Here is a 12,397-nt window from a genome sequence, read left to right as displayed (position 1 = left end):
CACTGCACACTGGGCCACATGAGCGATTGGCCAGACGATCAGGCGGGCGGCCGCGGGTACGGCCGCGGCAGCGGGAACCCCCGGCCCGATGGTGCCCGCGTGATGCGGCACGTCCAGCGCGGCCGGCCCTCGCAGCCCGCGGGCCCGCCGCCGGGCGGAGTCCCGCAGCAGTCCGGATACGACGAGTCGCACGGCGCCGGCGGCCCGTACGGCGACGCCCGCGACGACGTCTTCGAGCCGCGCACCCCGAACCAGCGGGAGTACGGCCAGGGCTACGACAGCGGCTACAACACCGGCCAGGTCTACGGCGGCGCGCAGGGCGGCCAGGGCGGCGGTGGCGGACGCCCGCCGCGCGCCCCGCGCCCCGCGCCGAACTGGCGCCGCCGCATCAAGATCGGCTCCATCACCGTGGTCTCGGTGCTCCTCGTGACGACGGTCGCCACGTACTTCTGGGCGGACGGCAAGCTCAAGCGCGAGGTCGACCTCTCCAAGGTCATCGAGCGGCCCGACGGCGGCGACGGCACGAACTACCTGATCGTGGGCTCCGACAGCCGCGAGGGCATGTCCGACGAGGAGAAGAAGAAGCTCCACACGGGCTCGGCCGACGGCAAGCGCACGGACTCGATGATGATCCTGCACGTCGCGGACGACGGCGGGAACACGATGATCTCGCTGCCCCGCGACTCGAACGTCACGATCCCCTCGTTCAAGGGCGCCGAGTCCGGCAAGTTCTACCCGAACCAGGGCCGCCAGACGAAGCTCAACGCGGCGTACGCGGAGGACGGCCCCGAACTCCTGGTGCGGACCGTGGAGTACAACACCGGCCTGCGGATCGACCACTACGCCGAGATCGGCTTCGGCGGCTTCGCCGAGATCGTGGACGCGGTCGGCGGCGTCGAGATGGACATCCCCGAGGGCTTCAAGGACAAGAAGTCCGGCGCCGACTTCGAGGCGGGCAAGCAGACGCTCAACGGCGAGGAGGCGCTCGCCTTCGTCCGCACCCGGTACGCGCTCAAGGGCAGCGACCTGGACCGCACCAAGAACCAGCAGAAGTTCCTCGCGGCCCTCGCCAACCAGGCGGCGACGCCCGGCACGGTCATGAACCCGTTCAAGCTCTACCCGACGATGAGCGCGGGCCTTGACACCCTGATCGTCGACAAGGACATGGACCTGATGGACGTGGCGTCCATGTTCTGGGCGATGAAGGGCGTCACCGGCGGCGACGGCAAGTCCATGAACATGCCGCTCGCGGGCACGGCCGGCGGCAACCTCCTGTGGGACAAGGCGAAGGTCAAGCAGCTCGTCGAGCAGCTCAACAACGACGAGAAGGTGACCGTCTCGGGCGACTGAGGCAACTGCGGGCGCTCCGGGGGCCGGTGTACCCCGAACGCCCCGCCCGCCGAGAACCCCCGGCTCCGGCGTGTCACGGTGGTGCAGACCTGCCACCGCGATCTCCGGAGCCCCTGTCATGGCGGATCTACAGGACGACCTCGACCCCACCGCCGAGGCCGGAGTGGTCGAGCCGCTCCCCGACCCGGCCGGCCTCCTCCCCGACCCGGCCGGCCTCCTCCCCGAGATCCCCGAGCCGCTTCCCGTGCCGCATCTCGAAGGGGCGCCCGCCTCCGCACCGGAGTCACGCGCGCGTGCCCTCCTCGACGCGCACCCCGTCGCCGACGGCTACAGCGGGCTGCCGTGGACGCTGCGCGAGCTGCCCTGGCACGACTTCGAGACGGGCGACAGCGGCCTGGAGAGCGACATCCCCCGGCTGCGCGCGGGCGGCGTCGGCGCGCAGCTCTGGTCGGTGCACGTGCCCGAGGTGCTCAGCGGCGACCGGGCCGTCGCGGAGACCCTGGAGCAGATCGACTTCGTCCAGCGCCTCGTGCGCGCCCATCCCGAGGGGCTGCGGCTCGCCCGCGACGCCTCGGAGGCCGCCGACGCGCGCAACTGCGGGCGCGTCGCGACACTGATCGGCCCGGCCCGCGCCGCCGCGCTCGGCGACTCGCTCGGCACGCTGCGCGCGCTGCGCACCCTCGGCCTGTGCGCGCTCACGCTCTCCGGCACGTCGTGGGCGGGGCCCGGCGGCCTCACCGCCTTCGGCGAGGAGGTCGTACGGGAGATGAACCGGCTCGGGGTGCTCGCGGACCTCTCCGGCGCCTCCGAGGCGACGGCGCGGCGGGCGCTCGCGGTGTCCAAGGCCCCGGTGCTCTTCACCCGCTCCGGCGCGCGAGCCGTGCGCGAGCACCCGGTCAACCTCCCGGACGACCTGCTCGCGGCGGTGGGCGGCGCCAAGGGGCTGTGCCTGGTGCCGCTCGCGGTCGAGCAGACGGGCGGCTCGGTCGGTGACGTCGCGGACCACCTCGACCATGTGCGCCGCGTGGCGGGCCCTCAGTGCGTGGGCCTCTCCGGCACGTACGACACCCCGCATCCGCACCCGGAGGGCCTCGCCGACACCGCAGGGTATCCGCGGCTGATCGCCGAACTGCTCGAACGCGGCTGGCCCGAGGCCGATATCGCGCTGCTGACCTGGGGCAACATGCAACGCGCCCTGCGCGAGGCGGACTTCACGGCACGTGCCACGCGGCTGCGCAGGGCGGCGTCGACGGCGCGCAGGGAGCAGCTGGACGGCTGAGATCCGCCCCCGGGGCGCGGCCCCTCAGCAGGCGCAGAGGCAGAACGGGTGGCCCGCCGGGTCGGCGTACACCCGCCAGGTGCGGGCGCGGTCGTCGGCTTCGAGGACCGTGGCGCCGAGCTTGAGGACCTCCTTCTCCGCGGCGTCGAGGTCGTCCACCGTGAGGTCCAGGTGGAACTGCTGGGACCGGTCGGGCCGGGGCCACGCGGGCGGTACGAAGTCGGGGGCCTCCTGGAAGGCCAGGGGCGTGCCGCCGTGGCCTTCGAGGTCGTACCAGCCCTCGTCGCCCTTGCTGGGGGCGCCGCCGACGACGGCCGCGTAGAACTCCGCGAGGGCCAGGGGGTCCGGACAGTCCAGGACGACGGCGCCGAGCTTGGCGAGAGCCATGATTCCTCCAGGGAGAACAGTCGAGCATTACCACTTGCCCGGCATCAGCCGGTAACCGTTACTCAATGGTCCCGCAGTGGCGGTAACGTCGCAACCATGAATGCCAGAACGCCCGCGCCGGGCGGGCTCGCGCTGGTCCAGGACCTGGTCAACACGCTGGACGTGGAGTCGGGCGTGGACTCGCTGGACACCGATGCGGGACGGAGCGCCTTCGGACTGGCCCCGGGCGACGTGGCGGCGGCGCGGGAGCTGCGGGAGTCCCTGCGGGCGGCCTGCCTCGCCCACGCCGGGCATCCGCCGCACCGGCCGGTGCGGGACCTGACCGCGCTCCTCGCGGCGGGGCCGCTGGTCGTGCGGGTCGAGGACGGGACGGGCGTCGCGTCGCTCGCCCCGGCGGACGCGTCCGCGCTCACGGCACGGGTGGCGGCGGCGATCGCCGAGGGCGTCGCCGACGGCGCCTGGCAGCGCCTCAAGGCCTGCGAGGCGACGGACTGCCTCTGGGCGTACTACGACCGCAGCCCCGGGGGCCGCGGCCGGTGGTGCGACATGGGGGTCTGCGGCTCCCGCGCGAAGATGCGGGCGTACCGGGCGAGGAAGTCGGCGCCGAAGCGCGGTGGCTAGCCGCCTTCGGCCGCGTCAGGCCGTCGGCGTCGGCCGCGTCAGGCCGTCGGCCTGCCCATCGCCCGGTAGGTCCAGCCCGCGGCGCGCCAGGCCTCGGGGTCCAGGGCGTTGCGGCCGTCCAGGATGAGCGGCGTCGTCGCCACCGAGGCGAGCTCCGCCGGGTCGAGCTCGCGGAACTCGCGCCACTCCGTGAGGTGCAGGACGACGTCGGCGCCGCGTACCGCCTCCATCGCCGTGTCCGCGTAGCCCAGGGTGGGGAAGATGCGGCGGGCGTTGGCCATGCCCTTGGGGTCGTAGACCGTGACCTGGCCGCCCTGGAGGTGGATCTGCCCGGCGACGTTCAGCGCCGGGGAGTCGCGGACGTCGTCGGAGTCGGGCTTGAACGTGGCGCCGAGCACCGCGACCCGCTTGCCGAGGAACGGACCGCCGCCGAGCGCCTCGCGCGCCATCTCGACCATCTGGCCGCGCCGCCGCATGTTGATGGAGTCGATCTCGCGGAGGAAGGTCAGCGCCTGGTCGGCGCCCAGCTCACCGGCGCGCGCCATGAACGCCCGGATGTCCTTGGGCAGACAGCCGCCGCCGAAGCCGATGCCGGCCCGCAGGAACTTCTTGCCGATCCGGTCGTCGTGCCCGAGCGCCTCGGCCAGCTTCACGACGTCGCCGCCCGCGGCCTCGCAGACCTCGGCCATGGCGTTGATGAAGGAGATCTTGGTGGCGAGGAAGGAGTTCGCCGAGGTCTTCACCAGCTCCGAGGTCGGGAAGTCCGTGACGACGAAGGGCGAGCCCTCCGCGATCGGCGTGGCGTACACCTCGCGGAGGACCCGTTCGGCGTGCTCGCTGCGCACGCCGACGACGATGCGGTCGGGGTGCAGCGTGTCCTTGACGGCGAAGCCCTCCCGCAGGAACTCCGGGTTCCAGGCCAGCTCGACCTGGTCGCCTGCCGGGGCCAGCTCCGTCAGGCGCGCCGCGAGCCGGTCGGCGCTGCCCACCGGCACGGTGGACTTGCCGACGACGAGCGCGGGCCGGGTGAGGTGCTTGGCGAGGGACTCCAGGGCGCTGTCCACGTACGACATGTCGCAGGCGTACTCGCCGTGCTTCTGCGGGGTGTTCACGCAGATGAAGTGGACGTCGCCGAAGTCCGCGGCCTCCGCGGGGTCCATCGTGAAGCGCAGCCGTCCGCTGGCGCCCTCGATCCCGGCGACGTGCTTGCGCAGCAGCTCCTCGAGGCCGGGCTCGTACATCGGGACCTCGCCCCGCTGGAGCATCTCGATCTTGTCGGGGACGACGTCAAGACCGAGCACCTCGAAGCCCAGTTCGGCCATGGCCGCGGCGTGCGTGGCGCCGAGATAGCCGGTGCCGATCACGGTGATCTTGAGGGCCATGCGGTGCTCCAGAGGTCTGCGGGCTGCGGTGCGCGACCGAGCATATCCGCGCGTGGTCCGGCGCCTCACGGGGCATGTTTCCCGGTGCTTCACCAGGCGGGTCTCCGGCTGTCACCAAGCTCACGTATCCGTTGCGCGGGCTCGCCACTAAAATTCGGGTTACTTAACGGTAATTAGCATCCTTGGAGCGTGAGAGACCTTGGCCGGATCGGCTGATTTCGACCTGTACCGCCCGTCCGAGGAGCACGACATGCTCCGCGACGCGATCCGCTCGCTGGCCGACGCGAAGATCGCGCCGTTCGCCGCCGCCGTGGACGAGGAGGCCCGCTTCCCGCAGGAGGCCCTCGACGCGCTGGTCGCCAACGACCTCCACGCGGTGCACGTGCCGGAGAGCTACGGCGGCGCGGGCGCCGACGCGCTGGCCACCGTCATCGTGATCGAGGAGGTCGCGCGCGCCTGCGCCAGCTCCTCGCTCATCCCGGCCGTGAACAAGCTCGGCTCGCTGCCGGTCATCCTCTCCGGCTCCGAGGAGCTGAAGAAGAAGTACATGACGCCGCTCGCCAAGGGCGAGGGCATGTTCTCGTACTGCCTCTCCGAGCCCGACGCCGGTTCGGACGCCGCGGGCATGAAGACCAAGGCGGTCCGCGACGGCGACAGCTACGTCCTGAACGGCGTGAAGCGCTGGATCACCAACGCCGGCGTCTCCGAGTACTACACGGTCATGGCCGTCACCGACCCGGCCAAGCGCTCGAAGGGCATCTCCGCCTTCGTCGTGGAGAAGGGCGACGAGGGCGTCTCCTTCGGCGCGCCGGAGAAGAAGCTCGGCATCAAGGGCTCCCCCACGCGCGAGGTCTACCTCGACAACGTCCGCATCCCCGCCGACCGCATGATCGGTGAGGAGGGCACGGGCTTCGCGACCGCCATGAAGACGCTCGACCACACCCGCATCACCATCGCGGCGCAGGCCCTCGGCATCGCGCAGGGCGCGCTCGACTACGCCAAGGGGTACGTCCAGGAGCGCAAGCAGTTCGGGAAGCCGATCGCGGACTTCCAGGGCATCCAGTTCATGCTGGCCGACATGGCGATGAAGATCGAGGCCGCGCGCCAGCTCACGTACGCCGCCGCGGCCAAGTCCGAGCGCGGCGACAAGGACCTCACCTTCCAGGGCGCCGCCGCCAAGTGCTTCGCCTCGGACGTCGCCATGGAGGTCACGACGGACGCCGTCCAGCTCCTCGGCGGCTACGGCTACACCCGTGACTACCCCGTCGAGCGGATGATGCGCGACGCGAAGATCACGCAGATCTACGAGGGCACGAACCAGGTCCAGCGCATCGTCATGGCGCGGAACCTGCCGTAGCGGGTTCTAGCAGTTCAGCGGCCATGCCTGATGGCTCGTGGGCTGTGATCGGCTTCCGGTCCGTTCGGATCCGTTTCGGGTCGACCATGGGCGTCATGCTGGGGGAATCCTGGACTGACACTGGGCGGGAAACTGCCTCTCACCTGCACAAACACAACGGCCCCCAGCACTCTGCCGGGGGCCGTTCGCATGGGCTCTGTCAGGTGGCTTCTGTCTGCCCTTCGGTGGGGCGTCCGCGCCGGGCGTCACCATCGATGCGATGGCTGCCCGCCCCCGCTGTTCGGCTCCCTCGAAGATGTGGTGGTAGTGCTCGCGCAGCACGTCCGTACTGCTGTGGCCCATCCAGTCGGCCACGTCGTTCTCGGAAACGCCTGCGTACAGGAGCCGCGATCCGTAGTAGTGCCGCATGGAGTGGGGCTTGCAGTACGCCACCTCCTCCTTGGACAGCGCCACGAGCCAGATTTGCCGGTATAAGTACGAGGCGTACAGGTACCCGTGCGCCACACGTCGGGGAACAGCAAGCAGGCGCTCAGGCCCCACACACCGTGGTTCTTGACGTGCCGCCGCAGCTCGCACGCGACATCGGGAGGCAGGGCACGGCCCGCCCCGGCGCCTCCTCGTCACGGGCCTTGATGTGCCGACGCTGCAGCGCGCTGTCCTTGCCGGATTCCGTTGCGCCGTCCTCCGCGATCTGGAAGCTCCCGCATTTCCTTGGCACGGCTCCCGGCGTGCTTGATCTTCTTGCACGGGCTGCGCCCGATGATGTCGTTGACGACGGCCCAGTCCATCATTTCGGAGAAGGGCCGAATCCCGATGCACGTGCGCCATGCCTGGGACCACCGGGACATGTCGGAGGAACCGAAGCCTACGGGTGGGCCACCGCCTGTTCCCGCGTGATCCCCCTCTCCGAGGACGCTCGGCCGCTGTGGCGGATCGTGCGCCGATACGCCGCATCCTGGGTGAGACCCTGCCCGAGGGACAGGCGGTGTTCATCGAACGAACGGCGGAACAGACCATCCGCGTAGCGGCCTGCCTGGCAGCTTCCGAGCGCTCCGAGACGATCACGGAAGAGGCCCTGTCGGCCGCCTTCACGCTGGTTCGCCGCTCAGCCTCGCGGGCAAGGTCCGGGCCCGGATCGACCTGCACGGAGGACGGGCCACGTCCTCCCCGGTGCTTCCGTACGTCGGAGCGACGGCCGCTGAGGTCAGGGAACTTCCGGAAATCACGGTCCCGTCGAACGGTCGGGGAAGACCGGCCGTCCGGCCACCGTTTTCGCACTCCGCGGTGACGATTCCGGAAACGCACAGCCGAGGGAAACTGTCACGGAGCCGATGCCGGCTGCGGCGGAGCGTCACGTGAACCGTGCCGTGGTCGTACAGATGGACGCCTACCGCCCGGCACCCGCGCAGGCTTCTGCGCCCGCCCCCGAACCGAAGCGACCGGCTCGCCACCAACCCGTTCCGCGCGCTGCTCTGAACCGCTCGAACAAACCAAAGAACGCCCCTGCCCTTCGCGGCAGGGGCGTTCGTTTGTTGGTCAACGTCGCAGAGGCTCAGTCGTCCTTGGGCGGAATGACGAATCCTCGCATCGGTCCTGAACCCGGTTCCTCCTCCGGAAACCTGGCGGCCACAGTTGCGAGCACATCAGCGGTCACGTCCCGGCGCGTGGCAGGGTCGGCCGTGTCGTACACGCGCCAGGGCCCCGCCGGGTTCTCCGCATCCTCCGGTGCGACCACACCGGGGATGTCCAACCGCCCCAGCACTGTTTCAACTTGCCGGGCTTGCTCAGCGTCCACGCTTCCGCCTTCCCTCTGCTCGCGGCCAGCCTAGCTACCGCTACCGCCCGAGCAGTGCGAAGCGCACTTGCCCGGATTGATCGGGCCGCAACCGCCGGGCTTGGGTGTGTGGGAGCAGTTCGCCGCCACCGCCACCAGGGCTATGGTCGGGCCCGTCCACAGTTCGTTGTCCACGGTGTGCCCGGCCTGCTCGATGATGGCCACCGTACGTGTGAGCGCGTGCTCGTCGTGCCGCTCGGCGTCGGGGCGCTCGGGCCAGTGATGCACGAACCGTCCCAAACGCCTGCACAGCTTCTCGTACAGGTTCGTATGCAGGATCAGTGCGTGCCATCCCTCGTCCACCACGTTCGAGGGCGTGATCTTGACGGTGGGGAACTGCGCTGCGGCATCCATGAACTTGAGCGCTTCCACCACGATCCGCTCGGCCGTAACCTGCTCCATGCCGGGGTTGTTGTCGATGACGGTTGCGACGACACCCCCGAACGCGGCAGGGGTGAGTAATGCGCGTACATCGTGCATGTGCGTTCCTCCCTGTTATGGCATTCACAGCCCACCCCGGTAGCTCGACCAGCCAAGGTTTCCGCTACCGGGGTGGGATGACCCGGTGGTCCGTCACGGGGACAACGGACGCAGCGGAGCCTTCTCAACCCGTTGCACGGAATCCGGAGAGACCAGCCACTCCACGCCGCCGGACTTCGGCCACAGAAATGCTGCGGGCGCTTCCGGCGGTCCTCCGGCAGGTCGGACGGGGTCCTCGAAGTCCGTGATCACGTCATGCAGAGTTCCGACCCTGCCCAACCCATCCGTGACCACCAGGACCCCGATGCTCGGGCCGTGACCATCAGTGGCCCTCCGGATGCCGCCGCAGGAAGACGTTGCAGTCCGACACTGTGGTCATGTCGCCCACCACCCTCGCGCGGTCTCGCGCGTTGGCCAGCTCTGCACATCCAGCGCATCCCGGCACGGGGGTGGGCTCCAGGTCCGCAGTCAGCGGAAGCTCTACCGGCCCGTTCGGATAGGTTCTCGGCTCACTCATGCCGACACCCCTTCGAGCGTGCACGTCGCGAACTCCTCAGCTCCTTCTGCCGTTTTCATCCCGCTCGCCATGCTGGCCTCCCGATCGATTCCGCGTCGATGTGGCGACCGTAGGAAGAGGGCAGGGTCGGGCTCCACACACTTGCATGAGCTTGCACGTCAATTTCCCTGGCCCGTTGCGGTGTTGACGCTCTCTTCCCAGTTCAAAGATGCTGATGCAAGCCCGAGCAAGTACCTAGACCAGGGAGCGTGCCATGGCCGTAGAGTTCGTTGGGATCGACCCCAACACCGACCGGGACCACTGCCCCACCGTGTGGGCGGACGCGGACGCTCAGGAGATCTTGTTGCAGGGGTGGAAGCCGACCCCCGAGACTCAGGCGGAGTGCGAGGGAACCAGCCCCGCGAACGGTTCGGTGCCCGAGACCGAGGCCATCGTCAGGATTCCGGCCCGGATGATCCCGATGATTAGGGAGGCATGTGATGCCGTCGAGCGTGCCCAGCTTCGCTGAGCTGCTTGGCCAGTGCGAGCGATCCGCCGTCCATCTGGAGATGCGCGACTCATACGCCGCCACGGACCGGTTCGAGGCGTGGAAGCGCGGGGAGCGGATCGACTGGGAGGACCGCGAGTCCTGGTGGCATCCCTATGACCAGTTGATCGCTGACACCGTAGACAGGGGCGTGGTGATCCGAAGGGCGCGGGTGGTCTCCGAGCCGGTTTCGGAGTACATCCGCTGGGAGCACTACGTCACCCACGCCAACGTCTCGGCAGGGGAGCAAGTCCGCTGGCTGCCCCGGCGACAAGCCACAACCATCCCTCTGCCCGGCAACGACTTCTGGTTGTTCGATGACGCGCTGCTCCGGGTCCACCACTTCTCAGGTGACGGCGCGGTGGTGGAAGACGAGATCACGGCCCATCCGGAAGCAGTGAAGCTGTGCTCCGCCGCCTTCGAAGCGGTCTGGGAGCGAGCGATCCCGCACCACCAGTACAAGATCTGACGAAAGCCAGCTCCATGCCCCCGCACCCCTCTTCACGCGTTCAGAAGGCCCGCGAAGTCCTGGCCGGCCGACTGCGCGAGATCCGGAAAGACGCGGGGATCAGCGGGCGGGAGCTGGCCGTCAGGTGCGGTTGGTCCGAGTCGAAGTCGTCCCGGATCGAGAACGCCAAGACGCCCCCGTCCGATACCGATATCCGGGCGTGGTGCCGGGCCTGTGCTGCCGGGGACCAGGTACAGGACCTGATCGCGGCCAACCGGCAGTCTGCCGAAGCGCATGTGGAGTGGAAGCGACTCCAGCGGACCGGCCTCCGGCGGCTCCAAGAGAGCACCGGTCACCTATACCTCCACACTAAGACGTTCCGTGTGTACGTATCCGACGTGATTCCTGGCTTCCTTCAGACGCCGGGGTACGCCTCCGCCTTGCTGTCCTCCATCGCGGACTTCCGAGGAACACCGGACGACGTGACCGAGGCTGTGGCCGCTCGGATACGGCGTAACGAGGTGCTGAAAATGGGCGGGCGCCGGTTCTCCTTCGTGTTGGAGGAGTCGGTCCTGCGGTACCGACTGTGCACAGCTGAAACTATGGCGGCGCAGCTCGGCCACCTGCTCGGGGTCATGGACCTTCAGAACGTCGCCGTGGGCATCGTCCCGTTCTCGGAGCAACGGGCCGTGTGGCCCATGCCCACCTTCACGATCTTCGATGACAGCCGGGTGCACGCAGACACGTTGGACGCTGCGTCCACTCTCACACAACCCAGTCAGGTCGAGCTGTACACCCGCGCCTTTGAACGTCTCTCGCAGGGGGCGGCGCGAGGCGCGGCAGCGCGCTCCCTCATCGCGGACGCGGTGGCATCTCTGGGTTGACCAGCAACGCAGACCCCAGCACATCTACGAGGGCATGAACCGGTCCAGCGCCTCGTCATGGCGCGGAACCTGCCGCAGCCGGCAGCCGACCACACGCCGATGGGGCGCCGTCCGGTCGGGCGGCGCCCCATCGGTGTGAGCGGTGGCTAGCCGTCGAGCTGTTCCAGCGTCGCGATCGACGGGCCCCTGCGGGACTGCTCCTCGCGGGCCACGTCCTCGGCCGCGCCCAGGACGCGGACCGCGTTCCGCCACGTCAGCTTCGCGAGGTCCGGCTTCGACCAGCCGCGGTCGAGGAGTTCCGCGATCAGGTTCGGGTAGCCCGCCACGTCGTCGAGGCCGTCCGGGGTGAAGGCCGTGCCGTCGTAGTCGCCGCCGATGCCGATGTGGTCGATGCCCGCCACCTCGCGCATGTGGTCCAGGTGGTCGGCGACCGTGGCCGCCGTGGCGACCGGACGGGGGTGCGACTCCTCGAAGGCCGCGTGGACCTTCATGGCCTCGGGGGTGGTGTCGAGGTGGTGGAAGCCGTGGGCGCGCATGTTCTCGTCGGCGGCCACGGTCCAGTCGACCGCCGCCTGGAGGACGAACTTCGGGACGAAGGTCGCCATCGCCACGCCGCCGTTGGCGGGCAGCCGCTCCAGGACGTCGTCCGGGATGTTGCGCGGGTGGTCGCAGACCGCGCGCGAGGACGAGTGGGAGAAGATCACCGGCGCCACGGACGTGTCCAGGGCCGCCCGCATCGTCGTGGCCGCCACATGGGAGAGGTCGACCAGCATGCCGGTGCGGTTCATCTCCCGCACGACCTCGTGGCCGAAGGGCGAGAGGCCACCGACGCCGGGCTCGTCCGTCGCCGAGTCCGCCCACGCGATGTTGTCGTTGTGCGTGAGCGTCATGTAGCGCACGCCGAGCGTGTGCAGCGCCCGCAGCGTGGCCAGCGAGTTGTTGATGGAGTGACCGCCCTCGGCGCCCATCAGCGAGGCGATGCGGCCCTGGGAGCGGGCCTCCTCCATGTCCGCCGCCGTCAGCGCGCGGACCAGGTCGGCGGGGTAGCGGGTGAGCAGCCGCTCGACGCAGTCGATCTGTTCGAGGGTGGCGCTCACCGCCGCGTCGCCGGTCAGGTCGGTGCGCACGTACACCGACCAGAACTGCGCGCCGACGCCGCCCGCGCGCAGCCGGGCGATGTCCGTGTGCAGGGCGCCCGTCTGGTCGGCGGCGATGTCGAGGCGGTCGATGTCGTAGCCCGCCTTCTCGCGCAGGGCCCACGGCAGGTCGTTGTGCCCGTCGACCACGGGGTGGTCGGCGAGGAGCGCCCGCGCTTCGTCGAGGGAGGTCATG

At 69.8% G+C, this 12,397-nt stretch carries 13 protein-coding genes; 7 read left to right on the top strand and 6 right to left on the bottom strand.

Annotated features, from left to right (window positions below; translation table 11 throughout):
- The first annotated feature begins 18 nt into the window (after window positions 1-18).
- Together DCW30_RS09320 and DCW30_RS09315 are read left to right on the top strand one after the other, a co-directional pair.
- Window positions 19-1,350, top strand: coding sequence for an LCP family protein (locus DCW30_RS09320; protein WP_076689246.1), 1,332 nt, complete (start codon window positions 19-21; stop codon window positions 1,348-1,350).
- Between the two features lie 118 nt (window positions 1,351-1,468).
- Entirely contained in the window at window positions 1,469-2,629 is a 1,161-nt protein-coding gene (locus DCW30_RS09315) for a dipeptidase (RefSeq protein ID WP_076685817.1), read from the top strand.
- A gap of 24 nt (window positions 2,630-2,653) precedes the next feature.
- Here DCW30_RS09315 and DCW30_RS09310 read toward each other — a convergent pair whose 3' ends face one another.
- Entirely contained in the window at window positions 2,654-3,016 is a 363-nt protein-coding gene (locus tag DCW30_RS09310) for a VOC family protein (protein WP_062778622.1), read from the bottom strand.
- 96 nt (window positions 3,017-3,112) lie between these two features.
- Here DCW30_RS09310 and DCW30_RS09305 point away from each other — a divergent pair, with 96 nt between their 5' ends.
- A complete protein-coding gene (locus DCW30_RS09305) occupies window positions 3,113-3,637 on the top strand; it encodes a CGNR zinc finger domain-containing protein (RefSeq protein ID WP_076685816.1) in 525 nt (174 codons plus the stop codon).
- Window positions 3,638-3,675: 38 nt separating this feature from the next.
- On the opposite strand, the gene DCW30_RS09300 is transcribed toward DCW30_RS09305, so the two are convergent.
- Window positions 3,676-5,019: a UDP-glucose dehydrogenase family protein gene (locus DCW30_RS09300; protein WP_062778617.1), complete on the bottom strand. Its 1,344-nt coding sequence runs from the start codon at window positions 5,017-5,019 to the stop codon at window positions 3,676-3,678.
- A gap of 199 nt (window positions 5,020-5,218) precedes the next feature.
- On the opposite strand from DCW30_RS09300, the gene DCW30_RS09295 reads away from it, so the two are divergent.
- On the top strand, window positions 5,219-6,376 hold the full coding sequence (locus tag DCW30_RS09295) for an acyl-CoA dehydrogenase (RefSeq protein ID WP_062778615.1): 1,158 nt from the start codon (window positions 5,219-5,221) through the stop codon (window positions 6,374-6,376).
- Window positions 6,377-7,928: 1,552 nt separating this feature from the next.
- Here DCW30_RS09295 and DCW30_RS09280 read toward each other — a convergent pair.
- From DCW30_RS09280 to DCW30_RS37390, 3 genes are all read right to left on the bottom strand, one after another.
- On the bottom strand, window positions 7,929-8,171 hold the full coding sequence (locus DCW30_RS09280; RefSeq protein ID WP_076685815.1) for a hypothetical protein: 243 nt from the start codon (window positions 8,169-8,171) through the stop codon (window positions 7,929-7,931).
- 30 nt (window positions 8,172-8,201) lie between these two features.
- On the bottom strand, window positions 8,202-8,690 hold the full coding sequence (locus DCW30_RS09275) for a glycine-rich domain-containing protein (RefSeq protein ID WP_076685814.1): 489 nt from the start codon (window positions 8,688-8,690) through the stop codon (window positions 8,202-8,204).
- A 322-nt stretch (window positions 8,691-9,012) separates the two neighbouring features.
- Window positions 9,013-9,207: a hypothetical protein gene (locus DCW30_RS37390; protein ID WP_076685813.1), complete on the bottom strand. Its 195-nt coding sequence runs from the start codon at window positions 9,205-9,207 to the stop codon at window positions 9,013-9,015.
- Window positions 9,208-9,460: 253 nt separating this feature from the next.
- Between DCW30_RS37390 and DCW30_RS09265 the strand changes: the two genes are divergently transcribed.
- From DCW30_RS09265 to DCW30_RS09255, 3 genes are read left to right on the top strand one after another with little or no spacing between them, the layout of a single operon-like run.
- The gene (locus tag DCW30_RS09265) at window positions 9,461-9,715 is read left to right on the top strand and encodes a hypothetical protein (RefSeq protein WP_076685812.1); all 255 of its coding nucleotides are present in this window, start codon (window positions 9,461-9,463) and stop codon (window positions 9,713-9,715) included.
- On the top strand, window positions 9,687-10,202 hold the full coding sequence (locus DCW30_RS09260; protein WP_076685811.1) for a DUF6879 family protein: 516 nt from the start codon (window positions 9,687-9,689) through the stop codon (window positions 10,200-10,202). Before DCW30_RS09265 ends, DCW30_RS09260 begins: the two co-directional genes overlap by 29 nt.
- Before the next feature lie 14 nt (window positions 10,203-10,216).
- Window positions 10,217-11,065, top strand: coding sequence for a helix-turn-helix domain-containing protein (locus tag DCW30_RS09255; RefSeq protein ID WP_076685810.1), 849 nt, complete (start codon window positions 10,217-10,219; stop codon window positions 11,063-11,065).
- 146 nt (window positions 11,066-11,211) lie between these two features.
- On the opposite strand, the gene DCW30_RS09250 is transcribed toward DCW30_RS09255, so the two are convergent.
- The gene (locus DCW30_RS09250) at window positions 11,212-12,396 is read right to left on the bottom strand and encodes a dipeptidase (protein WP_076685809.1); all 1,185 of its coding nucleotides are present in this window, start codon (window positions 12,394-12,396) and stop codon (window positions 11,212-11,214) included.
- Between the last annotated feature and the right edge of the window lies 1 nt (window position 12,397).

Origin of the sequence: Streptomyces alfalfae (genome assembly GCF_004127445.1) — a bacterium.
GTDB lineage: Bacteria > Actinomycetota > Actinomycetes > Streptomycetales > Streptomycetaceae > Streptomyces > Streptomyces alfalfae.
The sequence above is the reverse complement of the archived record's forward strand: the minus strand, read 5'-3'. Positions and strand labels throughout refer to the sequence as shown.

Excerpts from the sequence above, each read along its gene's own strand:
- DCW30_RS09300 (WP_062778617.1), bottom strand. The coding sequence starts at position 5,019 with ATGGCCCTCAAGATCACCGTGATCGGCACCGGCTATCTCGGCGCCACG.
- DCW30_RS09250 (WP_076685809.1), bottom strand. The coding sequence starts at position 12,396 with ATGACCTCCCTCGACGAAGCGCGGGCGCTCCTCGCCGACCACCCCGTG.
- DCW30_RS09255 (WP_076685810.1), top strand. The coding sequence starts at position 10,217 with ATGCCCCCGCACCCCTCTTCACGCGTTCAGAAGGCCCGCGAAGTCCTG.
- DCW30_RS09260 (WP_076685811.1), top strand. The coding sequence starts at position 9,687 with ATGCCGTCGAGCGTGCCCAGCTTCGCTGAGCTGCTTGGCCAGTGCGAG.
- DCW30_RS09275 (WP_076685814.1), bottom strand. The coding sequence starts at position 8,690 with ATGCACGATGTACGCGCATTACTCACCCCTGCCGCGTTCGGGGGTGTC.
- DCW30_RS09305 (WP_076685816.1), top strand. The coding sequence starts at position 3,113 with ATGAATGCCAGAACGCCCGCGCCGGGCGGGCTCGCGCTGGTCCAGGAC.
- DCW30_RS09320 (WP_076689246.1), top strand. The coding sequence starts at position 19 with ATGAGCGATTGGCCAGACGATCAGGCGGGCGGCCGCGGGTACGGCCGC.
- DCW30_RS09315 (WP_076685817.1), top strand. The coding sequence starts at position 1,469 with ATGGCGGATCTACAGGACGACCTCGACCCCACCGCCGAGGCCGGAGTG.
- DCW30_RS37390 (WP_076685813.1), bottom strand. The coding sequence starts at position 9,207 with ATGAGTGAGCCGAGAACCTATCCGAACGGGCCGGTAGAGCTTCCGCTG.
- DCW30_RS09265 (WP_076685812.1), top strand. The coding sequence starts at position 9,461 with ATGGCCGTAGAGTTCGTTGGGATCGACCCCAACACCGACCGGGACCAC.
- DCW30_RS09310 (WP_062778622.1), bottom strand. The coding sequence starts at position 3,016 with ATGGCTCTCGCCAAGCTCGGCGCCGTCGTCCTGGACTGTCCGGACCCC.